This is a genomic window from Pseudonocardia sp. Ae331_Ps2 (assembly GCF_001932405.1).
Taxonomy (GTDB): Bacteria; Actinomycetota; Actinomycetes; order Mycobacteriales; family Pseudonocardiaceae; genus Pseudonocardia.
The window spans coordinates 1,729,396-1,751,573 of record NZ_MCIM01000001.1; the positions used below are offsets into that span (position 1 = coordinate 1,729,396).

Consider the following 22,178-nt stretch of genomic DNA (forward strand, 5'->3'; position numbering starts at 1 on the left):
ATCGCGTTGTCACCGGCCAAACATCGGACCCGGGTAGCATCACAGAACCAGCGGATCACCAGCACTGCCTGGGCGAACGGGGTCAACGCCCGCCGCCGGGTGCCACGTCGACGGCGTTGAAGGACCAGGAGCCGCGCCAGATAGGCCACGGTGCGCTCCCCGATCGGGAGGACAGCGGTGTAGGTGACAGGATCAGACATGCAGGACCTCGGTGACGGTGTCGATCTGTGCTGGACCGAACCGATCTACCGGGGTCCTGCCCCGTTCCCGCTCATCTCACCACCCTCGGCGTGTCGCCACGACCTGCCACCCCGCTACTGAGAACACCTCAGTGCGGGCACGAGTGCAGCTGCTGTGCGGGGCCCGCCCGATCCCGGCCCCCGCACCGCCGGCGCCCAGGCCCAGGCCCGCCCCCGGTGCCGAGCCCGGGGCGGGCCCGCCGTCCGCATGGGCCTCCGACCGGCTGCAGGGGGTCCGGTGATGGCCGCGATCGCAGAAGCCCCGGTCACGGTGGCCGTAGACCCGCGCGGCCGAATCACGTTCTCCCCGGCCGGCGGCCGACCGGGCGTGGTGCTCTCCGAGGCCGAGATCGCGGTCGCGATCGGGCTGTCCGGGGCGACGTGGAGCTCGCGTTCGACCCGACCCGCGCCCGAGCACCTGGCCCGCCAGGTGATGGCGGTCCTGCTGCGCCACAGCAGCCGGGAGGTCCAGCGGCTGACTGAGGCCGACCGCGCCACCAACCTCGCCGAGCTGCCCGGCGAGACCGGCGCCACCACCGGCCAACTTCGCGCCCAACGCACCCTCTGGGGCTCCGACCGGCGGGCCCAGCAGTGCACCGACGCCGCGTTCCTCCTCGTCAACGCCGGCCGAGGCCGGCGGCTGCGTGCCGAGCTCACCGCGGCCTGACCCACCTGTCGAGCAACCCCCCCTGAACCCGGGGGGTTGCTCGACAGGTGGGACCCGATCCCGTCTCGATCTCCCTCGACCGGAGGCCCGGTACACGTGAGCCACCCACCCGCGCGACTGCGCGCCCTGCCACCCCCCGACAGCCGCTCCGATCCTTCCGGTGAGCTGCGAGAATCGACCCCATCGGCACCGGCCCCGGATCCGGTCGGGCGACGGCTGATCCTGACCCCCGCGACGTCGATCGTGCTGCGGCCCACCCATTGGTTGTGGGCCGATCGGATCCCGGCCGGATCGATCGTCCTCGGGCCCGGCCGCGAGGGGATCGGGAAGTCCCTGTTCTGCGCGTGGCTCACCGCCCGCGTCACCACCGGCACCCTCACCGGCCTGCACGACGGCCACCCGCGCGGCGTCGTCTACGCCGCGACCGAGGACTCCTGGGAGCGCACCATCGCCGGCCGGCTGATCGCCGCCGGCGCCGACATGACCCGCGTGTTCCGGGTCGACGTCACCCACCCCACCCCGGACGGCGAGCTGACGATGCCACTGACCCTGCCGCGCGACTGCGACCAGCTCGCCGCCGCGATGGCCGAGCGCGACGTCGCGCTCCTCGTCCTGGACCCACTCATCTCCGCGATCGACTCACGGATCAACGTCAACCAGGAGGAACTCCGCACCGCGCTGGAACCCCTCGCGAAGCTGGCGGACCTGACGAACGCCGCGGTGTTCGGGCTGGCGCACTTCAACAAGGCCGGCGGCGCCGACGTCCTGTCTCGGGTCACCGGATCCCGCGCGTTCGCCGCCGTCGCCCGCGCGGCGGTCGCCTTCGCCCGCGACCCCGGAGCCGACGACGGCTCCTGCGTGATCTCCCAGGTCAAGAACAACCTTGGGCCGCTCGATCTGCCCTCACTTCGCTATCGCGTCGAGCCGATCGAGCTGGACACGGTCGAGGGCCCGGCCGTCTGGGGACGGCTGGTCATGCTCGGCGAAACCGACCGCCACGTCGAGACCATCCTGCGCGAGGCCGAGACCGGCACCGGCAGCGCAGGTGACGGCGCACCGGGCGGGATCAGCGCCCGCGACGAGGCCGCCGCGTGGCTCGTCGACTACCTGACGGCCGCCACCGAGCCGATCCCCTCGGCGCAGGTCAAGAAGGCGGCACGGGCCGCCGGACTCGCCGAGCGCTCCGTCGAGCGAGCCGCACGCGACCTCGTCCAGGCCCGGTCCGCCGGATTCCCCCGGATCACCACCTGGTCCCTGCTCGACACCGCCCGCCCCGGGCCCGGCTCGGCGTCCAGGGGCGCCAGTGACGCCACCGGGCCCCAGCCTGGCGGGACTGGCGCCACTGGCGGGACTGGCGCCACTGCGGCCCGCACCCCCCACTCCGATGACTCGAAGGACACCCGCTGATGCGACCGATCACCGACCCGACCGCGCTGGCCGACCAGCTCGCCGCCGCGACGACGGACGCGGACCGCCACCTCGACGGCCTGGCCGTCGTCTACGGCGGGACCATCCACCCGCACCACCGCGCCGGCGTGGCTTCACGGCCATCTCAGCGCCCTCCGAGACGCCCTGCACGTCGGCACCGCGCGCGGCTGCCCGCACCTCGGCACCGGGCCCGCAGTCGCCTACGCCACCGTCTGGGAGCCCGCCACGCTGGCCTGCCCCACCTGCGCACCCACCCTGCTCCGGGCCGGCCGCGTCGAAGGCCTCACCTGCGACCGATGCCGGCGCACTGTCGAGACCATCCACCCCGGCATGATCCGAACCGGATCGATCCTGCTCGCCTACGGCACCTGCCCCCACTGTTTCAGCCTCGACGAACCCGGCACGCGCGAACCGGCTGATGTGACCCACCCGAGGCCGTCCCGGCGCCGGCCACGCACCACCTCCCGGTGCAGCCGGAGGCGGCGAACCCGCCGCTGACCCCCCGGCTCCAGCCGTCGAAGACGCACACTCTGCGTGGCCGGCGAAGCGAGGGAGCCAGTCAGGGACCGGCCGGGGACCGAGGGAGTTCTCCCTCACCGGGTCCCTGATCGGGCCCCTCGGCCTGACCTGCGCCAGGGAGTCCAGGGAGACCAGGGACCCCCACCCGCTCGACAGCCCCCGAACCGGACAGATCACCGCATCCGCGCACCTCAGCCCGGGTCCCTCCCCGCCCCTGACCCCGACCGACCGACTACGCACCGTTGACTAACCGAGGAAGGTTCAGATGACCGCATCCGTCACCACATACGGCCCGGATCCGACCGAGCCGCGCGTCATGCTCACGGTGGAAGCCGCCGCGGAACTGCTCTCGATCAGCCGGACCCGCATGTACGGACTCATCCGGAACAACGAGATCGACAGCGTCCTCCTCGGTCGAGCGAGGCGTATTCCGGCCGATGCCCTCTACGAGTTCACCGCCCGGTTGCGGGCAGCGGCCCGGGCCACGCACCGACCCATCGAGAACTGAGGGGAGAGGAACATGGTGCGCAAGGAGCGGAAGGTCCGTGAACCCGGCACCCGGGCGGCGAACGGTGAATCGTCGATCTACCTCGGCGGGGACGGGAAGTGGCACGGCCGGGTGACGGTCGGCACGAAGGACGACGGGTCCCCGGACCGGCGCCACGTCGAGCGCGCGACCGAGAACGAGGTCATCAGGCGCGTCAACGAGATCGAGCGCGAGCGCGACGCCGGGACGATCTCGAAGGCCGGCCGCGTTCCGACGGTCGCCGAATGGCTGTCGGAATGGGTCGAGGAGATCTCCAAGCCGACGGTGCGCTACAAGTCGTACCGGGCGTACGAATCGGCGGTGCGGGTGCACCTGATCCCGGGCCTCGGGAAGCATCGCATCAACAAGATCCAGCCCGAGCACTTCGAGCGCCTCTACGCCAAGATGATCGCGGCCGGAGCGAAGCCGGGGACCGCCCACCAGGTTCACCGAACCGCACGGACCGCGTTCGGTGAAGCGCTGCGGCGCGGGCGGATCAGCCGCAACCCGGTGGCGCTCGCGAAGGCTCCCCGGCTGGACGAGGACGAGATCGAGCCGTTCGAGACCGAGGAGATACGGCGCCTGATCACGACCGCGCTGAAGCGCCGTAACGGGGTTCGGTACGTGATCGCGCTGGCGCTCGGCACCCGGCAGGCGGAGACCACGGGACTGCGCTGGAACCGGTACGACCCGAGCACGCGCACGGTACGGATCGTCCGGCAGATCCAGCGGCACACCTGGAAACACGGCTGCTCGGACCCGCACGTATGCGGAGAGCGCCTGCACAAGCGCAGGCCGTGCCCGGAGAGCTGCACGCGGCACACGAGGTCCTGCCCGGCACCGTGCCTGCCGAGCTGCACGAGCCACGCCCGAAGCTGCCCTCAGCGCCACGGCGGCGGGATGGTGGAAGTGGACGTGAAGTCCCGTGCGGGCCGCCGCGGGATCGTGCTGCCCGACCAGCTCGCCGAGCTGCTGGAGGAGCACCGCGTCGTTCAGGAGACCGAGCGGGTCCGCGCGGGCACCGAGTGGCAGGACGGCGGGTGGATGTTCGCCCAGGAGAACGGGAAGCCGATCGACCCGACGATGGACCGGAACGAGTGGAGACGGCTCCTGACCGATGCTGGGGTCCGGACGGCGCGGCTACACGACGCCCGGCACACCGCCGCGACGGTGCTCCTCCTGCTCGGGGTGTCCCAGCGGGTCGCGATGGAGGTCATGGGGTGGTCGCACGGGGCGATGGCGAAGCGCTACCAGCACGTGACCGACGCCCTCCGGCAGGACGTCGCGGTCCGGCTGGACGGGTTCCTCCGGGCGGGAACTGAGACGGGAAACGAGACGGAGGCCGGTCAGGAGCCGGACGACGAGTAGTGTTCACGCAGGTCAGCGCGGGAGCCGGAGGTCGGGATCGAACCGACGACCTACCGCTTACAAGGCGGTTGCTCTACCACTGAGCTACACCGGCGAGGGACCACAGCCTAACGCCCCGGCACCGTCACGACCCTCCCGCCCGCCCCCGCCGACGCCGGGTGTGGGGCCGGGCAGGGCGCCGTCGGCCCGCCCCTAGCCTGGTGCGGACAGCACCGACGGAGGGAGGGACCCGTGGCCGAGGGAACGCCGCCGGCGGACCGGTTCGCGCGGCGGTTGCGCGGCGCGCTGCGGCGTGACGCGAGACGGCTGCTCACCCCGGGTCCGTCGACGGTGCCGATGCTCATGCTCGGCCCGCAGGTCCCCGACGACGCCCGCGTGCAGGAGGTCCTGGACCTCTGCATGCGGATCGGTGAGATCGCGCTGTCCTCCGGCGAGTCGGTCGACGAAGTCACGGCGACCATGCTGCGGCTGGCCAACCTGGCGGGTCTGCCCGCCGTCGACGTGGACATCACGTTCACCTCGATCACCATGTGCTGCCACCGGGGCAACGCCGCGCAGCCGGTGACGACGATGCGGCTGGTCCGCTACCGGACGCTCGACCTCTCCCGGCTGGCCGAGACCGAGGAGATCATCCGCGAGGTCGAGGCGGGCCGGCTCGACGTGCGGGCGGCGTCGTCGAAGGTGTCGGAGGTGGTGCGGCATCCGCACCCGTACCCGCGCTGGGTGGCGACGTTCGGCTGGGCCGCGCTGGCCGCGTCGATCGCCCTGCTGCTCGGCGGCGGCCCGCTGACCGCGACGACGGCGTTCGTCACCACCGCGATCATCGACCGGATCGGACGGGTGCTGGCGCGGCGCGGGGTCGCGGCGTTCTTCCAGCAGGTGGTCGGCGGGTTCCTCGTCACCGCCTCGACGGTGGCCCTGGTGCAGCTGGAGGTGTTCCCGCCGGGCACCCGGGCGTCCTACGTCGTCGCGGCCGGCATCACGGTGCTGCTGTCCGGGCTGAGTGTGGTCTCGACCGTGCAGGACGCGCTGACCGGCTACTACCTGACCGCGGCCGCGCGCATGGTGGAGATCTCGTTGCTGTCGGCGGGGCTGCTGACCGGCGTCGTGCTGGGGCTGCAGCTGGGGCTCGCGATGGGCACCCAGATCGAGGTGTCCGGGGACCTGCCGTCCGGTCCCGGCCAGTTCGGGCTGTCGCTGGTCTCCGGTGCGCTGGCGGCGGCGTTCTACGCGCTCGCCGGGTACGCGCCACTGCGGTCGTTGCCGATCGCGGGCGCGGTCGGCGCGTCGAGCTGGCTCGTCTACGGCCTGCTCACGCAGAACGCCGGGCTCGGACAGGTACCGGCGACCGGGGCCGCTGCGCTCGTCGTCGGCCTGGCGGCGGGCCTGCTGCGCCGGGGCACCCAGACCCCGCCGATGGTCGTCACCCTGGCCGGGGTCACACCGCTGCTGCCCGGTCTGGCCGCCTACCGCGGCTTCTACCAGCTGGCGATCGAGGGGCCGTCCGAGGGACTGGTGACGATCACGATCGCGCTGGCCGTCGGGCTGGCGCTGGCCGCGGGCGTCGCCCTGGGGCAGTTCGTGGCCAGCCCGCGCCGCCGCCCGGAGGACCGGCCCGGCGGGGCCGAGAACTCCCCCACCGGCGGCGCGGCCGTCGGCTCCCCGGTGTCGGACGGCACGGCCGACGGCGCCGATCCGAAGTAGGGTCGGCGCGAGGGTCGAGCGTCGAGGAGGGCGTGTGTCCACAGGGGAACCGGTGTCGGCGGCGGATCTGGTGGTGGTGGCCAACAGGCTCCCCGTGGACCTGGAGCGGCACCCGGACGGAAGCACCACCTGGCGACGCAGCCCGGGCGGCCTGGTCACGGCGCTGGAGCCGACCCTGCGGGCCCGGGAGGGCGCCTGGGTCGGCTGGCCCGGCGTCCCCGACGCCGAGGTCGAGCCCTTCGCCGAGGACGGTCTGTCGCTGTTCCCGGTGACGCTCACCGCGAGCGAGGTCACCGACTACTACGAGGGCTTCTCCAACGGCACGCTGTGGCCGCTCTACCACGACGTCGTCGCACCCCCGCAGTTCCACCGGCACTGGTGGCGCGCCTACACCGCGGTGAACCAGCGCTTCGCCGAGGAGGTCGCGAAGATCGCCGCGCACGGCGCGACGGTCTGGGTGCAGGACTACCAGCTCCAGCTCGTCCCGGGGAAGCTGCGCGAGCTGCGCCCGGACCTGCGGATCGGCTTCTTCCTGCACATCCCGTTCCCGCCGGTCGAGCTGTTCCGCCAGCTGCCGTGGCGGACCCGGATCATGGAGGGGCTGCTCGGCGCGGACCTGGTCGGCTTCCACACCGACGGCGGCGTCCGCAACTTCCACTGGCTCGCCCAGGAGCTCGCCGGGGCCGTCTCCGAGCGCGACCCCGAGGTGCTCCGCCACGGCGGCCGGCGCATCCGGCTCGGCGCCTTCCCGATCTCGATCGACTCGCACCGGCTCGACGAGCTGGCCCGCACCCCCGAGGTGGAGAAGCGCGCCGCGCAGATCCGCGAGGAGCTGGGCAGCCCGCGCAAGATCGTCCTGGGCGTCGACCGGCTCGACTACACCAAGGGCATCGACGTCCGGCTGCGCGCCTTCCACGAGCTCCTGGAGGAGCAGCGGGTGACCGTGGACGACGCCGTCATGATCCAGCTGGCGACGCCGTCGCGCGAGCGGGTCGAGCACTACCAGCAGATGCGCGCCGACATCGAGCAGGCCGTCGGGCGGATCAACGGCGAGTTCGCCCGCGTCGGGCACCCGGCGGTGCACTACCTGCACCGCTCGCTGCCGCGCGAGGAGCTGGCCGCGTTCTTCCTCGCCGCCGACGTCATGCTCGTGACCCCGCTGCGCGACGGCATGAACCTCGTCGCCAAGGAGTACGTCGCCTGCCGCCCGGACGACGGCGGCTGTCTCGTGCTGTCCGAGTTCGCCGGCGCCGCGATCGAGCTGACCAGTGCCCTGCTGGTGAACCCGCACGACACCGACGGGGTCAAGGAGGCGCTGTACGCGGCGCTGACCATGAACGCCGAGGAGGGCAGGAAACGGATGCGCACCCTGCGCAGACAGGTCCTCGACCACGACGTCGACCGCTGGGCGACCTCGTTCCTGGAGGCGCTCGGGATCCGGGTGGAGCAGTGAGCCTCGACGACGCGCTGACCCGCCTCGCCCGGGTGCCGCGGCTACTCGTCGCGCTCGACTTCGACGGCGTGCTGGCCCCGCTGGTGGACGACCCGTCGGCGTCCCGGCCGCTGCCGGCCGCCGCCGACGCCGTCCGCCGTCTCGCCGCGCTCGACGACACGACCGTGGTGATGCTGTCCGGGCGTGGCCGCGACGACCTCGCGGCCGTCTCCGGGTTCGGCCCGCCGGTCGGGCTGGTGGGCAGCCACGGCGCCGAGTACGACGACGAGCTCGGCGCGTTGCTCGGCCGCGGCGGCCTGCTCACCGCCGAGCAGGAGCAGCGGCGCGCGACGCTGCTCGACGGCCTGCGCGCCGTGGTCGACGGGACTCCCGGGGCGCGGCTGGAGACCAAGCCCGCGGGCGGTGCGGTGCACGTGCGCGGGATGGACCCGGCCGCCGGGACGGCCCTGCTGGAACGGGTCCGCGCCGACTGGGTCCGGGACGGGGTGGACGCCACCGCCGGCAAGGACGTGCTGGACCTGGCGGTCGTCGAGACGACGAAGGGGGCCGCAGTCGACGTGCTGCGGGCCGCGCTGGGCGTCGACGCGGTGCTGTTCGCCGGCGACGACGTGACCGACGAGACCGCGTTCCGGGTGCTGGACGACGGCGACGTCGGGCTCAAGGTCGGCGACGGCGACACCGCGGCCCGGTACCGGGTCGCGGACCCGCAGGAGGTGGCCGCGGTCCTGCAACGCCTCGCCGCGCTGCGCACCGGGGCGTGACGGGGCCTGGTCAGTCGAGGTCGGCCAGCGCGGCCGGGGGCTCGCGGCACGGGTCGTCGGCGGCGGGCAGGTCCGAGGCGTTGCCCGCGATGCCGATGCCCTCGGTCGCGGCGAGCCCGCCCATCTGGGCGTACCAGCGCGGGGCGCGCTCGCGGGCGTGCCAGTAGCCCTTCGCACTGATCCAGCCGCGCTCGCCGGGGTCGGCGACGCCGTTGCCGTTGGCGTCGCCGAGGAAGCGCATGCCGCCACCAGGGGCGCGCTCGACGTGCAGCGGGGACGGCAGCAGCCCGACGAGCTGGGCGGACTCGTCGACGCTGAGCGAGCGACTGGACTTGCCGAAGTAGTACCAGGACGCGGCGCAGACGCCGTAGACGCGCGGCGCGAACTGCGCGACGTTGACGTAGATCTCCAGGATCCGCCGCTTGGACATGACGATCTCCATCGTCTCGGCCGGCGGGATCTCCAGTGCCTTGCGGAGCGGTTCGAGCGGCGGGTAACGACCGGCCCACAGGAACAGGTTCTTCGAGGTCTGCTGGGTGATCGTCGACCCGGACGGGTCGTCGGTGCCGTCCAGGTACGCCTGGACGCGCGCCCACTGCATCCCGTAGTCGACGGCGAGCGTCCGCTCCGGGAACTGCTGGTCCTCCTGCCCCATCACCACGACCAGGAAGTTGCGCGACACGTGCTCGGCGTCGGTCCACTGCGCGACGGTCGGCCCGAAGTTCCACAGCCGGAACATCGTGTACGGCGGGTTGACCAGTGTGAACAGCAGTACCAGGACCAGCGGGACGGTCTGGGCGACCAGCGCCCAGCGCAGCACCCTGCGCAGCCGGACCCGGGTCGACTGCGGTGGGGTCCCCGGTGGCCGCTGCGGTCGCAGCCGGCGCAGCCGTTCCCGCAGCGCCGCGACCTGCGGCCCGATCGGGCGGCGCGAGGGGCGGCCGACCTCCGGCCGGGGTTCCGGGACCGCCGCTCCGCGTCGCGGGGGCGGGCCGCTCCGGCGGACGCCGCGGCGGGAGGGCAGGGGTCGCTGGGCGGGGTGGAGCACCTCCGGCGCCTGCGACGCCTCGTCCCGGCGACGGTCGGCGTCCACGCGGTCGTCGGCCGGTGGGACCGGCCGTGGGGCGGCCGGGGGGAAAGCCGGGCCGCGGCGGGGCGGGACGACGCGCGGTGCGGGCGGCGCGGAACGCCCGTCGGGCGGGGCCGGCGGCACGGGCGGCGACCCGGGACCCCGGCCGGCGACACGCGGGGGTCCGCCCCGTCCCGGGCCGCGCTGGTCCGACGGGGCGGGCCGGGCGCCGCCCGGTCCCGGGGCTCGCGCGGGGTCCGGGCCGGCAGGGCGCGGCGGACCCGACGGCGGGCGCGGTGCGGCGGGCGGAGACGCCGGCGGCACGGCGGAGCGTCCGTGCGGCGGGCCGCGGCGCGGGCGTCGGGGCGGGCCGGCGTCGTTCAACCCAGCCTCCCCCTCGCCCGGTCCGGCCACCCGGACGAGCGACCCGAACCCGACGATACCGACGGGCCGGGACGATCCGTGGGCGGTCGGAGTCAGCGCGGCGGGCCGCAGGCCGGGTCGACGGCGTCGAGCACCTCGACCGGGTCACCGACGGTGATCTCCGCGCCCGGGTCGTCCGGGATCAGGTTGACCCCGAACCACACCTTGCCGTCGAACCGCCGGTGCCGGGCCAGGGTCGCCATCGGCTCGCGGCCCTTGGCCGCCGTCTCCGGGTCGACGGTGGTGAGCACGCAGCGGGCGCAGCCCTTCGCCACCCGGAACTCCGCGGCGCCGATCCGGATGCGCCGCCAGCCGTCCTCGGCCCACGCGGGTGCGCCCTCGACGACGGCGTTCGGTCGGAACCGGGTCATCGGCAGCGGCGCCTCCGCCGCGTGCCTGCCCTCGGCGACCAGTGCGTTCAGCGCGTCGAGCGAGGCGGCGGAGGTGAGCAGCAGCGGGTAGCCGTCGGCGAAGGAGACGCGGTCGTCGTCGTGGGAGAAGGCCGGGTCGGGGCGGCGCCGGGCCGGGTCGTCGAGGTGGAGCAGCCGCACCGGGGAGCCGAGCAGGTCCGAGAACCAGCCGTCGGCCTCGGGGCCGGCCGGGACGCCCGCGGTGTCCCAGCGGTGCACACGGGCCGGCAGCGGCTCGCCGTCGGGCACCGGGACGGTCAGCGGCGGCATCCCCGGCCCGGTCAGGCGGAGCCCGTCGGCGGCGGGGGTGGGTGCGACGAGCACGAGCCGGGGATGGGTGCGCGCGGTGACCACGGCGCCGTCGTCGCGGACGAGCATCCACCGCCGGTCCCCGGCGAGACCGGCCCGTTCGACGACGGCGCGCGCCACCTCGGCACCCCGGCAGGACTTCACCGGGTAGCGCCGCAGCCCGGACAGACTCACCATCCGGAGAAGAACTCCCCGGACTGACGCAGTTCCCGGGTGGTCGACCCGACGATCAGCTCGGTCGGGAGGGTGACGTACTCGGGGACGTGGCGGTCGCCGCGCTCGAGCAGCAGCCGCCCGGTCTCGAGGCCCTTCTCCCGGAACGGCTGGCGGACCGTAGTCAGGCCGAGGCGCTCGGCCTCGGGCACGCCGTCGAACCCGGCGACCGAGAGGTCCTCGGGGACCCGCACGCCGCGGTCACGGGCCTCGCGCAGCGCGCCGAGGGCGAGGATGTCGGAGGTGCACACCAGCGCGGTGATGCCGGGGTGCGACGCCAGGAGGGTGGCCGCACCGTCCGCGCCGGCGTCCAGGGAGTGCTCGAACCGCTCGATGACCGGGACGTCGGCCCAGTCGACACCGGCCTCGGTGAACGCCGCGCGCAGCCCGGCGAGGCGCTCGCGCTGCACGGCGTAGGAGCTCCCCTCCTGGCGTGCGATGTCGGCCGGGCCGTCGTGCCGGTGCGACGACAGGCGCATGCAGAGCACGCCGACGCGGCGGTGGCCGAGCTCGACGAGGTGCCGGCCGAGCGCGAGGGTGCCGGCGCGGTCGTCGACGCCGACCCGGTCCACGCCGGTGATCCCGGTGGGCTGGTCGCAGACCACCGTCGGCACCGGGCGCTGCAGGACGGCCCGGAAGTGCGGGTCGTCCTCGCTGACCGAGTAGACGACGAACCCGTCGACTCCGGCCTGGTAGACCGCGTCGACGTCGGAGTGCTCCGGGCTGACCGGGATCAGCAGCAGCCCGGTGCCCGCCTTCTCGCAGGCCAGGGCGAGCCCCTCCAGGAAGCCGGTGGCGCCCGGGTCGCGGAAGGCGTAGCTGAGCGCCTCGGTGAGCAGCAGGCCGACCGCACCGGCGCGCCGGGTGCGCAGTGAGCGGGCGACCGGGTCCGGGCCCGGGTAGCCGAGCCGGCGGGCCGCCTCCAGGACGCGCTCGCGCAGCGGCGCGGACAGCTGGTCGGGCCGGTTGTAGGCGTTCGACACGGTCGTCCGCGAGACCCCGAGCTCGGCGGCCAGCGACGCCAGCGTCGCCGGGCGCCGCGGGTGCTGGGGTCCGGTCATTCCCCGAACGGTAGCGGCACGGTCACGCACGTGAAAGTCGGCCCCGACCGGCCGTGACGGGATCACACGGCGGGCGCGGGCCCGGCGCGCCGTGCAACGGTAGAGTGAATCTGAGAATGATTTCCAATAAATGTATGCCGATGTGTTGATGGGAGTTCCGTCCGTGTCCCGATCCCCGCTCCGCCCGGCCGCGCTCGTGGCCGGGCTGGCCGCACTCGCCCTGGGGCTGACCGCCTGCGGCTCCGGCCAGGTCGACGCCCCCACCAGCGCCGACACCCCGCAGGTGAAGATCGTCGCCTCCACCGACGCCTGGGGCGCCGTCGCCCGCGCCGTGGGCGGCAACTACGCCCAGGTCCAGTCGATCATCAGCTCCCCCGACGTCGACCCGCACGGCTACGAGCCCACCCCGCAGAACGCGGCCACCGTCGGCGAGGCCCAGCTGCTGCTCATGAACGGCGGCGGGTACGACGCCTTCATGACCGACCTCGTCTCCGCCTCCGGCAACAAGGCCCCGCTGATCGACGCCGTCGAGGTCTCCGGCATCGAGGGGGCCCAGGAGGCCGCCGCGGACGACCACGGCCACGACCACGCCGCCGAGCCGACCACCGGCGCCGACCACGACCACGCCGGTGAGGCCGGGGCCGAGCCCGCCGCGGGCGCCGAGCACGAGCACGAGCACGGCTCGTTCAACGAGCACGTCTGGTACGACCCGGCCGCGGTCGGCCGGGTCGCCGACCAGCTCGCCGAGCAGCTCGGCCGGATCGACCCGAGCGCCGCGGAGTACTTCCGCACCAACGCCCAGACCCTCCGGGGCGGCGTCGCCCAGCTGACGTCGAAGGCCACCGAGATCGGCCGTGCGCACCCGGGGGCCCGGGTCGCCGTCACCGAGCCGGTGCCCGACTACCTGCTGCAGGCCGCCGGGATCGCGAACGCCACCCCGCAGGCGTTCTCCTCGGCCGTCGAGGAGGGCACCGACCCGCCGGCCGCCGTCGTCGCGCAGATGCTGGGGCTGTTCACCGCCCAGCCGCCGGTCGACGCGCTGATCCTGAACAGCCAGACGACCTCGCCGACCACCGACCAGGTCCGCGACGCGGCCCAGAAGGGAGGCGTCCCGGTGATCCAGATGTCGGAGACCCTGCCCGCGGGCACCACCGACTGGGTGCAGTGGATGAACGCCAACCTGGACGAGCTGTCCGCGGCGCTGAACCGCTGACATGGGATTCCCGGAACGGTCCGCGCTGTCGCTGCGCGGGGCAGGCCTGCGGTTCGGGGACCGGACCCTGTGGTCCGGCCTCGACCTGGACGTCGCACCCGGCGAGTTCGTCGCCGTCCTCGGCCCGAACGGCTCCGGCAAGACGACGCTGATGCGCGTCCTGCTGGGGCTGCTCCCGCTGTCCGAGGGCACCGTGACCGTCGGTGGGCACACCCCGCGACGCGGCAGCCCCGAGATCGGCTACGTCCCGCAGCAGCAGCCGCTGGACCCGGACCTGCCGCTGCGCGGGCGCGACCTCGTCGGTCTCGGCCTCGACGGGCACCGCTTCGGCCTCGGTCTGGGGCGGCGACGCGAGCGGCGCGAGCGGGTCGACCGCGCGCTGTCCCAGGTCGGCGGCACCGGGTACGCCGACGCCCCGGTCGGGCGGCTGTCCGGCGGCGAGCAGCAACGGCTGCGGGTCGCGCAGGCACTCGTCGGGGACCCGGCGGTGCTGCTGTGCGACGAGCCCCTGCTCAGCCTGGACCTGTCCCACCAGCGGATCGTGACCCGGCTGATCGACGAGCGCCGCCGCGCCGCGGACACCGCGGTGCTGTTCGTGACCCACGAGATCAACCCGGTGCTGCCGCTGGTGGACCGGGTCCTCTACCTCGTCGCCGGCCGGTTCTCGATCGGCACCACCGACGAGGTCATGACCTCGGAGACGCTGTCGCGGCTCTACCGCACCGACGTCGACGTGCTGCGGGTCCGGGACCGGCTGGTCGTGGTCGGGGCCGACGACTCGCCGGTCACCCGCGACGAGCACGCCGAGCACGGCGTCACCACGGTCGGGGGTGGCGCGTGACCGAGTTCCTGGCCCGCATCCTCGATCTGTCCGGCACCGGCGCACTGCTGGGCTACCCGTTCGTCCGCAACGCGCTCATCGCCTGCGCGGTGCTCGGGCTGGTCGCCGGGCTGCTCGCCCCGCTGATCGTCAGCCGCGGGATGGCCTTCGCCGTGCACGGCACCGCCGAGCTGGCCTTCACCGGCGCCGCGGCCGGGCTGCTGCTCGGCGTCGCCGTCGGGGTGGGAGCGGTGGTGGGCGCCGTCGTCGCCGCGGTGATCTTCGGTGTGCTGGGGCTGCGGCAACGCGAGCGGGACTCCGCGATCGGCGTGGTGATGGCGTTCGGGCTCGGCCTGGGCGTGCTGTTCCTGGCCCTCTACGACGGCCGCTCCTCCAACCGCTTCGGCCTGCTCACCGGCTCGATCGTCTCGGTCGACCAGCAGAACCTGTGGGTGCTGGGGGTCGTCGCGGCCGTCGTGCTCGCGACGCTGGCGGTGCTCTACCGGCCGCTGCTGTTCGCCAGCACCGACCCCGACGTCGCAGTGGCGCGCGGCGTGCCCGTCCGCGCGCTGACCCTGGTGTTCAGCGTGCTGATCGGGCTGGTGACGGCGCTGGCCGTGCCGATCGTCGGCGCGATCCTGGTGCTGTCGGTGCTGATCGTGCCCGGCGCCGCGGCGAACCGGGTGACCGCGAACCCGCTGCTGGCGACCGTCATCGCGATCGTCATCGCGGAGGTCGCACTGGTCGGCGGGACGATCCTGTCGCTGGCGCCGGGGCTGCCGATCTCGGCCTACGTGGCGACCATCGGGTTCGTCGCCTACCTGCTGTGCCGCCTGGTGGGCCGGCTGCGCGGCCGGGGCCCGGTCCGCGCCTGATCCGCACGGCGCGCGGTGATCCGCTGTTCGCGCGCGTCCGGACGCGCGCGGGGAACGGATCACCGCGCGTCGCGGCGATCATGGGATCGGGTCAGCGGTGGGTGCGACGGCGGCGGGCCACCTCGGCCAGCACGACGCCGGTGGCGACGGAGGCGTTCAGCGACTCCACCCGGCCGGCCAGGGGGATCGAGACGGTCACGTCGCAGGTCTCGCGGACCAGCCGGGACAGCCCCTTGCCCTCCGACCCGGTGACGATCACCAGCGGCCCGGTGGCCAGGTCGAAGTCGTCGAGGGAGACGTCGCCGTCGGCGGCCAGGCCCGCGACCATCAGCCCGGCGGAGGCGTACTCCTGCAGGGTGCGGGTCAGGTTCGTGGCGCGTGCGACCGGGACCCGGGCCGCGGTGCCCGCCGAGGTCCGCCAGGCGACCGCGGTCATGCCGGCGGCGCGCCGCTGCGGCACGACGACGCCGTGCCCGCCGAACGCCCCCACCGACCGGACGACCGCACCCAGGTTGCGCGGGTCGGTCACCCCGTCCAGGGCCACGGCCAGTGCCGGGCGCCCGGAGTGCGACGCGGCCTCCAGCACGTCGTCGGGGTGGGCGTAGGAGTACGGCGGCACCTGCAGGGCGAGGCCCTGGTGCAGCGCTCCGCCGCTGATCCGGTCGAGGTCGTTGCGCGGCACCTCCAGGATGGAGATGCCCCGCTCCGCCGCCAGTGCGACGGCCTCGGTGACCCGGTCGTCGGCGGACATGCCGGTGGCCACCTGCAGCGCCGTCGCCGGGACGCCCGCCCGCAGGCACTCGACGACCGGGTTGCGCCCGAGCACGGTCTCCGGGGTCTCCCCGTCACCGCGACGGCCCGCGACCGGGCGTCGGCGCTGCTGCTGGTCCTGGGCGGCACGCCGCGCGGCCGCCCTCGCCTTCGGGTGGCCGGGGCGCATCTCGGCGGGCGGGGTCGGCCCCTTGCCCTTCAGTGCGCGCCGGGCCTGACCGCCGGAACCGACGACCATGCCCTTCTTGGTGCCTTCCTTGCGGATCGCACCGCGGCGCTTGGAATTGCCTGCCATGAGTTCTACGAGTCCTAAGCGTCTTTGAGAGTCCAGGTGGAGCCGTCGGCACCGTCCTCGACGGCGATCCCGGCGGCGAGCAGCTCGTCGCGGAGCCGGTCCGCGGTGGCGAAGTCGCGCTCGGCGCGCGCGGCCCGGCGGCGCTCGAGCATCGACTCCACCAGGGTGCCCAGTGCCTGCCGGGCGGCGTCGCCCGACTCCTCGGCCGCACCGCCGGCTGCCAGCGGGTCCAGGCCGAGCACCTCGGTCGTCGCACGGACCGCGGACGCGGTCCGCAGGGCGCCCGCGACGTCCCCGGCGTCGAGGGCGGTGTTGCCCTCGCGCACCAGGGTGTGCACGGTGCCGAGGGCGAGCGGGGTCCCCAGGTCGTCGTCGAGTGCGGCGGTGAACGCGCCGGGCAGCTCCGTCGCGACCTCGGGCAGGCCGTGCCGCTCGCGCACCCGGTGCACGAACGACTCGATCCGCCGGTACGCGGCGACGGCCTCGTCCAGCGCGGCGTCGGAGTACTCGATCGCCGACCGGTAGTGCGGGCCGACCAGGTAGTAGCGCAGCTCGGCCGGGCGGACCCGCTCGAGCAGGTTCTCGATCGCCAGGGTGTTCCCCAGCGACTTCGACATCTTCTCCCCGCCCATGGTGACCCAGGCGTTGTGCAGCCAGTAGCGGGCGAAGCCGTCGCCGGCGGCGTGGCTCTGGGCGCGCTCGTTCTCGTGGTGCGGGAAGACCAGGTCCAGGCCGCCGCCGTGGATGTCGAACTCCGGGCCGAGGTAGGCCGTCGCCATCGCCGAGCACTCCAGGTGCCAGCCGGGGCGCCCGTTGCCCCAGGGGGTGGGCCAGCTGGGCTCGCCGGGCTTGGCCGCCTTCCACAGCGTGAAGTCCAGCGCGTCGCGCTTGGCGCCGCCCTCGCCCTCACCCTGGTGGACGTCGTCGACGCGCTGACCGGACAGCGCGCCGTAGTCGGGCAGGGTGCGCACGGCGAAGTACACGTCGCCACCCGCGGCGTAGGCGTGACCGCGCTCGATCAGCCGCTCGATCAGCTCGACCATCTGCGTGATGTGCCCGGTCGCCCGGGGCTCCACCGACGGCGGCAGGCAGCCCAGCGCGTCGTACGCGGCGGTGAAGGCCCGCTCGTGGGTGGCCGCCCACTCCCACCACGGACGGCCCGCGGCCTGTGCCTTGCGCAGGATCTTGTCGTCGATGTCGGTGACGTTGCGGACCAGCGTGACGTCGTAGCCGGACCGGGCCAGCCAGCGACGCAGCACGTCGTAGTTCAGCCCCGAGCGGACGTGGCCTATGTGCGGCAGGCCCTGCACCGTCGCCCCACAGACGTACATCGACACGGCTCCGGTCCGCAGCGGCGTGAAGGCGCGCTGCTCCCTGGTCGCTGAGTCGAGAAGTCTGAGGCTCACGTCACCAGGGTACGGGCCTCCGATTCGTCCACTACACGCGCGGTGGGGCTGGGGCAAGGTGTCCGGCATGGCTGTTGAGCGGATGTACCCGCGGCTGGTCGTGCACGACGCCGACGCCGCGATCGACTTCTACCTCGCCGCGTTCGGCGCGGAGCTCGTGGAGCGCTACACCGACGGCTCCGGTGCCGTGGTGCACGCCCTGCTGCGGGCCGGTCGCGCCGAGTGGGCCCTCAAGGACGGCGACGCCGTCGACCCGGCTCCGTCGGGGCCCGGATCGGTGATCATGGCCCTGGAGGTCGACGACCCGGACGCGGTCGCCGCGGCGATGGTGGCCCACGGCGGCCGCGTGCTGTTCCCGGTGACCGACCACGACTACGGGCAGCGCGCCGGGCGGATCGCCGACCCGTTCGGCCACGCCTGGATGGTGGCGGCCCACACCGGCGACCTGACGCCCGAGCAGATCCAGGAGCGGACCGGGCGTCTCTAGCCCGCAGCCCTGGCCCGCAGCTCTAACCCGCAGCGAGCAGCAGCGCCGTCGCGACGGCGGCGCGCCCCTCACCGCGTCCGGTCAGCCCCAGCCCGTCGGTGGTCGTGCCGGACACCGACACCGGGCCGCCGACCACCTCCGACAGCACCCGTTCGGCCTCGGTCCGGCGTGTGCCGATCTTGGGGTCGTTCCCGATCACCTGGACGGCGGCGTTGCCGACGGTCCAGCCGTCGCGGGCGAGCAGGCGGCGGACCTCGGCGAGCAGGGCCGCCCCGCTCGCGCCCGTCCACTCCGGACGGCCGGTGCCGAACACCGCGCCCAGGTCGCCCAGCCCGGCCGCGGACAGCAGGGCGTCGCACAGGGCGTGCGCGGCGACGTCGCCGTCGGAGTGTCCGGCGCACCCGTCGGTGCCGGTCCACAGCAGACCCGCGACCCAGCAGTCGCGGCCCGGCTCGACCGGGTGCACGTCGGTTCCGATCCCGACCCTCATGCGTGTTCCTCGTGCTCGGTGACGCGGCCCGCCCCGGCGAGCAGCAGTTCGGCGATGCGCAGGTCCCACGCGGTGGTGACCTTGAACGCGAGCGGGTCCCCGGCGACGGTGGCGACCGGGTCGCCGAGCGCCTCGACCAGCCCGGCGTCGTCGGTGCGGGGGTCGGGCGTGTCCGCGTGCGCGCGACGCAGGTCGGCCGCGCGGAATCCCTGCGGGGTCTGCACCGCGCGCAGCTCCGAGCGGTCCACGGTGGACACGACGGTGCCGTCGGCGTCGACCCGCTTGACCGTGTCGGCCACGGGGAGCACCGGGATGACGGCGGGAGCGCCCGCGCGTATGGCGTCGACCACCCGACGGACGACGTCGGGTGGCGTGAGGGGGCGCGCGGCGTCGTGCACCAGCACGACCTCGGCGTCCGGACCGGTAGCGGCGAGGCCCGCCGCGACGGAGGCGGTGCGGTCGGCACCGCCGGCGACGACGGTCGCCGGGCGACCGGGCAGCATCGCCGCGGCGTCGTCCACCTGGTCCGCGGGGACGACGACCACCACGTGCCCGACGACGTCGGACGCGAGAAGGCCGTCGACCGCGCGCACCAGCATGGGAACCCCGGCCAGTCCGACGAACGCCTTGGGCACACCTGCACCCAGCCGCACCCCGGAACCGGCCGCGGGAAGCACCGCGACGACACCCGCCCCGGAGGACGGTCCGTGCACGCCGGTCAGGCGTTCGCGGTGGCGAGCACCTCGTCGAGCAGGACCTCGGCCCGCTCCTCGTCGGTGCCCTCGGCCAGCGCGAGTTCACTGACCAGTATCTGCCTCGCCTTGGCCAGCATCCGCTTCTCACCGGCGGACAGGCCCCGGTCCTTCTCTCGCCGCCACAGGTCGCGGACGACCTCGGCGACCTTGTTCACGTCGCCGGACGTGAGCTTCTCCCAGTTCGCCTTGTACCGGCGCGACCAGTTCGTGGGCTCCTCGGTGTGCGGCGCGCGCAACACCTCGAAGACCCGATCCAATCCCTCCTGGCCCACGACGTCACGAACACCGACCACCTCGACGTTGTCGGCGGGGATGCGCACCGTCAGATCACCCTGCTGGACCTTCAGGACGAGGTACTGCACTTCCTCGCCCTTGATCGTCCGGGTCTCGATCGCCTCGATGAGCGCGGCACCGTGGTGCGGGTAGACGACGGTCTCTCCGACCTTGAAAACCATGTGTCCTCTGGCCCCTTTCGCTGCGTCCAGATTAACACGTCGTCAGAGCGGGACGGCGACCGGCTTTTACCGTCGTCGCAGGTCAGGGGGTTGACAACGGCGGAGGAACGTGTTCCCCGCGGGCGTGGCGCCCGTCGGGGGCCGTCCGGCCACGTGCCGGTCGCCGCCGCGTCACGTCCCGGACCACCGGGTCTTCCGTCCCCGCCGTCCAGTGGGGACGCGGTCGTCACACCCGGGTGCCCGACCGCGCAACCTGTCGGAGCGCGCGACTAGGCTGCCCCCCGACAGACCCAGCACGTGCGCCGGGGGCACTTCGGGGCACCGGCAAGGAAGGACACGACGACCGTGAGCCGCACCCGCCGTTCCGCCCGGACCCTGGCCGGGGTCGCCGGCGCCGCCGCCCTGACCGGCCTGCTGCTCAGCGGCTGCGGGACCGGGCAGATCTCGCAGACCTCCCGCCAGGTCGCCGCCGTGAACGGCGCCAACGTCACGGTCGGCTCGGTCGACCTGCGCGACGTGCAGATCGCCTACCCGACCACGCCCGCCGGTCCGGACGCGCTGTACCGCCAGGGCGGCGCCGCACCGCTCGTCGCGACCCTGGTCAACACCGCTCCGGTCGCCGACCGCCTGCTGTCGGTCACCTCCCCCGCCGCGGCGTCGGTGCAGATCCAGGGCGACCCGACCATGCCGCAGGACATCGCGCTGGTCTCGCCGGGCAACCTGCAGCTCTCCCCGACCAACGCCAAGCGGGTCCAGCTCGTCGCCGAAGGTCTGACCCGTCCGGTCCCGGCCGGGGCGCAGATCCCGATGACCTTCGTGTTCGAGAGGGCCGGCTCGGTGACCGTCACCGTCCCGACCGGCGTGCCGCACACCGCGGGCTCGCCGGGGCACGCCCCGGAGCGGGCGTCGTTCGACTCCGAGGAGTCCGGCACCAACGGCGCCGAGACCGGCGTGAACTCCGAGACCGGCGGCCAGGCCGAGGCCCCGCCGGTCGACCGGCCGAACCCGGTCCCGGCCGGTGAGGGCGCCCCCGTCGCGCCCGGCAACGAGGGCAGCGGCGCCGGCGGCGCCGCCGGCAACTGACCCCCCGGTCCCGCGCCGCCCGCTCGGGCGGCTACCGCTGCACCGAGTGCGACCACCGCACGGCGCAGTGGGTGGGGCGTTGTCCGGGCTGCCAGGCCTGGGGCTCGCTGGAGCAGGTCGAGCCGGTGCGCACCGGCGGGGGCGGCCGGACCGTCGTCGCCGGAGCACCCAGCACCCCGGCCCGGCGGATCGCCGAGGTGGAGCTGGACTCCGCCAGGGCCCGGCCGACCGGCGTCGACGAGCTGGACCGGGTGCTCGGTGGCGGGCTCGTCCCGGGCGCGGTGGTCCTGCTGGCCGGTGAGCCGGGCGTCGGCAAGTCGACGCTGCTCCTGGAGGTCGCCGCGCAGGCCGCGGCCCGGTCCCGGGTCCTGTACGTCTCGGGTGAGGAGTCCGCGGGCCAGGTGCGGCTGCGCGCCGAGCGGACCGGCGGCGTCCACGACGAGCTCTACCTCGCCGCCGAGTCCGATCTGGAGTCGGTGCTGGGCCACGTCGACGCGCTGCGGCCGTCGCTGCTGGTGGTGGACTCGATCCAGACCATGTCCACCGCCTCGGTCGACGGCAGCCCCGGCGGGGTGACCCAGACCCGCGCCGTGACCGTGGGACTGACCGCGCTGGCGAAGGAGCGCGGCCTGGCCGTGCTCCTCGTCGGCCACGTCACCAAGGACGGCGGCATCGCGGGCCCGCGGGTGCTGGAGCACCTGGTCGACGTGGTGCTGCACTTCGAGGGCGACAAGCACTCGGCGCTGCGGATGGTCCGCGGGGTGAAGAACCGGTTCGGCCCGGCCGACGAGGTCGGCTGCTTCGAGCTGCGCGACTCGGGCATCGTCGGCCTCGCCGACCCCTCGGGGCTGTTCCTCGGCCGGTTCGGCCAGGGCGCCGACGCGGTGCAGCCGGGGACCGCGGTGACCGTCGTGATGGACGGGCGACGCCCGCTGCTCGCCGAGGTTCAGGCGCTGGTGGCGGGAGCGAACATCCCGAGCCCGCGCCGGGCGGTGACCGGGCTGGACTCGTCGCGGGTGCCGATGCTGCTCGCCGTCGTCGAGCGGCGGGGCGGGCTCAAGCTGCACGACGCCGAGGTCTACACCGCGACCGTCGGCGGGATGCGGATCACCGAGCCCGCGGCCGACCTCGCGATCGCGCTCGCGGTCGTCTCGGCGAAGCGGGACGCGGCCCTGCCCGCGGACCTCGTCGTGCTGGGCGAGCTCGGGCTGGCCGGCGAGCTGCGCCGGGTGCACGGGGTGGACCGGCGCCTCGCGGAGGCCGCGCGGCTGGGCTTCACCCGGGCGATCGTCCCGACCGGGGCCGAGGTCGGCCGCACCGGCATGCAGATCACCGAGGCCTCGTCGCTGCGCGAGATCATGGCCCGCATCCGCTGAGC

General features: G+C 74.4%; 21 protein-coding genes, 1 tRNA gene and 1 pseudogene. 13 read left to right on the plus strand and 10 right to left on the minus strand.

What is annotated here, in order from left to right; all coding sequences use genetic code 11:
* Window positions 1-200: pseudogene (locus Ae331Ps2_RS32445) on the minus strand (IS5/IS1182 family transposase); the annotation flags it as partial.
* A gap of 367 nt (window positions 201-567) precedes the next feature.
* Between Ae331Ps2_RS32445 and Ae331Ps2_RS08180 the strand changes: the two are divergent.
* From Ae331Ps2_RS08180 to Ae331Ps2_RS08195, 4 genes are all read left to right on the plus strand, one after another.
* Window positions 568-906, plus strand: a complete 339-nt coding sequence (locus tag Ae331Ps2_RS08180) for a hypothetical protein (protein WP_075309715.1) — start codon at window positions 568-570, stop codon at window positions 904-906.
* A 243-nt stretch (window positions 907-1,149) separates the two neighbouring features.
* Window positions 1,150-2,313 (plus strand): AAA family ATPase, encoded by a 1,164-nt coding sequence (locus Ae331Ps2_RS08185; protein WP_075309714.1) that lies wholly within the window; start codon window positions 1,150-1,152, stop codon window positions 2,311-2,313.
* An 805-nt stretch (window positions 2,314-3,118) separates the two neighbouring features.
* Window positions 3,119-3,361, plus strand: coding sequence for a helix-turn-helix domain-containing protein (locus tag Ae331Ps2_RS08190; protein ID WP_075309713.1), 243 nt, complete (start codon window positions 3,119-3,121; stop codon window positions 3,359-3,361).
* A gap of 12 nt (window positions 3,362-3,373) precedes the next feature.
* The gene (locus Ae331Ps2_RS08195) at window positions 3,374-4,747 is read left to right on the plus strand and encodes a site-specific integrase (protein WP_075309712.1); all 1,374 of its coding nucleotides are present in this window, start codon (window positions 3,374-3,376) and stop codon (window positions 4,745-4,747) included.
* Between the two features lie 22 nt (window positions 4,748-4,769).
* Here the strand turns inward: Ae331Ps2_RS08195 and Ae331Ps2_RS08200 are convergent.
* Window positions 4,770-4,841: transfer RNA gene (locus Ae331Ps2_RS08200), tRNA-Thr, on the minus strand.
* 137 nt (window positions 4,842-4,978) lie between these two features.
* Between Ae331Ps2_RS08200 and Ae331Ps2_RS08205 the strand changes: the two genes are divergently transcribed.
* Genes Ae331Ps2_RS08205 through otsB form a run of 3 tightly spaced genes read left to right on the plus strand, consistent with a single transcriptional unit; the run spans window position 4,979 to window position 8,665 of the window.
* Entirely contained in the window at window positions 4,979-6,451 is a 1,473-nt protein-coding gene (locus tag Ae331Ps2_RS08205) for a threonine/serine exporter ThrE family protein (protein ID WP_075309711.1), read from the plus strand.
* 34 nt (window positions 6,452-6,485) lie between these two features.
* Window positions 6,486-7,904 carry a trehalose-6-phosphate synthase gene (locus tag Ae331Ps2_RS08210; protein WP_043281470.1) on the plus strand — a complete coding sequence of 473 codons (1,419 nt, stop codon included), beginning with the start codon at window positions 6,486-6,488 and terminating at the stop codon, window positions 7,902-7,904.
* Window positions 7,901-8,665: a trehalose-phosphatase gene (gene otsB / locus Ae331Ps2_RS08215; protein ID WP_075309710.1), complete on the plus strand. Its 765-nt coding sequence runs from the start codon at window positions 7,901-7,903 to the stop codon at window positions 8,663-8,665. The genes Ae331Ps2_RS08210 and otsB overlap by 4 nt, the downstream gene beginning before the upstream one ends.
* Window positions 8,666-8,675: 10 nt before the next feature.
* Here the strand turns inward: otsB and Ae331Ps2_RS08220 are convergent, their stop codons facing one another.
* The 3 genes from Ae331Ps2_RS08220 to Ae331Ps2_RS08230 form a co-directional block, all read right to left on the minus strand.
* On the minus strand, window positions 8,676-9,758 hold the full coding sequence (locus Ae331Ps2_RS08220) for a transglycosylase domain-containing protein (RefSeq protein WP_083695352.1): 1,083 nt from the start codon (window positions 9,756-9,758) through the stop codon (window positions 8,676-8,678).
* A gap of 452 nt (window positions 9,759-10,210) precedes the next feature.
* Window positions 10,211-11,053: an MOSC domain-containing protein gene (locus Ae331Ps2_RS08225; RefSeq protein ID WP_075309709.1), complete on the minus strand. Its 843-nt coding sequence runs from the start codon at window positions 11,051-11,053 to the stop codon at window positions 10,211-10,213.
* Window positions 11,047-12,150 carry a LacI family DNA-binding transcriptional regulator gene (locus Ae331Ps2_RS08230; protein WP_020625965.1) on the minus strand — a complete coding sequence of 368 codons (1,104 nt, stop codon included), beginning with the start codon at window positions 12,148-12,150 and terminating at the stop codon, window positions 11,047-11,049. Before Ae331Ps2_RS08230 ends, Ae331Ps2_RS08225 begins: the two co-directional genes overlap by 7 nt.
* Before the next feature lie 163 nt (window positions 12,151-12,313).
* On the opposite strand from Ae331Ps2_RS08230, the gene Ae331Ps2_RS08235 reads away from it, so the two are divergent.
* Genes Ae331Ps2_RS08235 through Ae331Ps2_RS08245 form a run of 3 tightly spaced genes read left to right on the plus strand, consistent with a single transcriptional unit; the run spans window position 12,314 to window position 15,058 of the window.
* Entirely contained in the window at window positions 12,314-13,363 is a 1,050-nt protein-coding gene (locus Ae331Ps2_RS08235; protein ID WP_158071543.1) for a metal ABC transporter solute-binding protein, Zn/Mn family, read from the plus strand.
* 1 nt (window position 13,364) lies between these two features.
* The gene (locus Ae331Ps2_RS08240; protein ID WP_075309705.1) at window positions 13,365-14,204 is read left to right on the plus strand and encodes a metal ABC transporter ATP-binding protein; all 840 of its coding nucleotides are present in this window, start codon (window positions 13,365-13,367) and stop codon (window positions 14,202-14,204) included.
* Window positions 14,205-14,212: 8 nt separating this feature from the next.
* Window positions 14,213-15,058, plus strand: a complete 846-nt coding sequence (locus Ae331Ps2_RS08245; RefSeq protein WP_075312693.1) for a metal ABC transporter permease — start codon at window positions 14,213-14,215, stop codon at window positions 15,056-15,058.
* A gap of 91 nt (window positions 15,059-15,149) precedes the next feature.
* Here Ae331Ps2_RS08245 and rlmB read toward each other — a convergent pair whose 3' ends face one another.
* Window positions 15,150-16,124, minus strand: coding sequence for a 23S rRNA (guanosine(2251)-2'-O)-methyltransferase RlmB (rlmB, locus tag Ae331Ps2_RS08250; protein ID WP_043280415.1), 975 nt, complete (start codon window positions 16,122-16,124; stop codon window positions 15,150-15,152).
* 14 nt (window positions 16,125-16,138) lie between these two features.
* Window positions 16,139-17,530: a cysteine--tRNA ligase gene (gene cysS, locus Ae331Ps2_RS08255; protein WP_075309703.1), complete on the minus strand. Its 1,392-nt coding sequence runs from the start codon at window positions 17,528-17,530 to the stop codon at window positions 16,139-16,141.
* A 67-nt stretch (window positions 17,531-17,597) separates the two neighbouring features.
* Between cysS and Ae331Ps2_RS08260 the strand changes: the two genes are divergently transcribed.
* Complete coding sequence (locus Ae331Ps2_RS08260; protein ID WP_043280414.1) at window positions 17,598-18,017, plus strand: glyoxalase/bleomycin resistance/extradiol dioxygenase family protein; 420 nt, start codon at window positions 17,598-17,600, stop codon at window positions 18,015-18,017.
* A 22-nt stretch (window positions 18,018-18,039) separates the two neighbouring features.
* On the opposite strand, the gene ispF is transcribed toward Ae331Ps2_RS08260, so the two are convergent.
* From ispF to Ae331Ps2_RS08275, 3 genes are read right to left on the minus strand one after another with little or no spacing between them, the layout of a single operon-like run.
* Entirely contained in the window at window positions 18,040-18,507 is a 468-nt protein-coding gene (gene ispF / locus Ae331Ps2_RS08265) for a 2-C-methyl-D-erythritol 2,4-cyclodiphosphate synthase (protein ID WP_075309701.1), read from the minus strand.
* The gene (gene ispD / locus Ae331Ps2_RS08270) at window positions 18,504-19,220 is read right to left on the minus strand and encodes a 2-C-methyl-D-erythritol 4-phosphate cytidylyltransferase (protein WP_075309699.1); all 717 of its coding nucleotides are present in this window, start codon (window positions 19,218-19,220) and stop codon (window positions 18,504-18,506) included. Before ispD ends, ispF begins: the two co-directional genes overlap by 4 nt.
* A 5-nt stretch (window positions 19,221-19,225) precedes the next feature.
* A complete protein-coding gene (locus tag Ae331Ps2_RS08275) occupies window positions 19,226-19,717 on the minus strand; it encodes a CarD family transcriptional regulator (protein ID WP_020625956.1) in 492 nt (163 codons plus the stop codon).
* A 345-nt stretch (window positions 19,718-20,062) separates the two neighbouring features.
* On the opposite strand from Ae331Ps2_RS08275, the gene Ae331Ps2_RS08280 reads away from it, so the two are divergent.
* The gene (locus Ae331Ps2_RS08280) at window positions 20,063-20,800 is read left to right on the plus strand and encodes a copper chaperone PCu(A)C (RefSeq protein WP_075309697.1); all 738 of its coding nucleotides are present in this window, start codon (window positions 20,063-20,065) and stop codon (window positions 20,798-20,800) included.
* Window positions 20,797-22,176: a DNA repair protein RadA gene (gene radA / locus Ae331Ps2_RS08285; RefSeq protein ID WP_075309695.1), complete on the plus strand. Its 1,380-nt coding sequence runs from the start codon at window positions 20,797-20,799 to the stop codon at window positions 22,174-22,176. The genes Ae331Ps2_RS08280 and radA overlap by 4 nt, the downstream gene beginning before the upstream one ends.
* Window positions 22,177-22,178 lie beyond the last annotated feature (2 nt).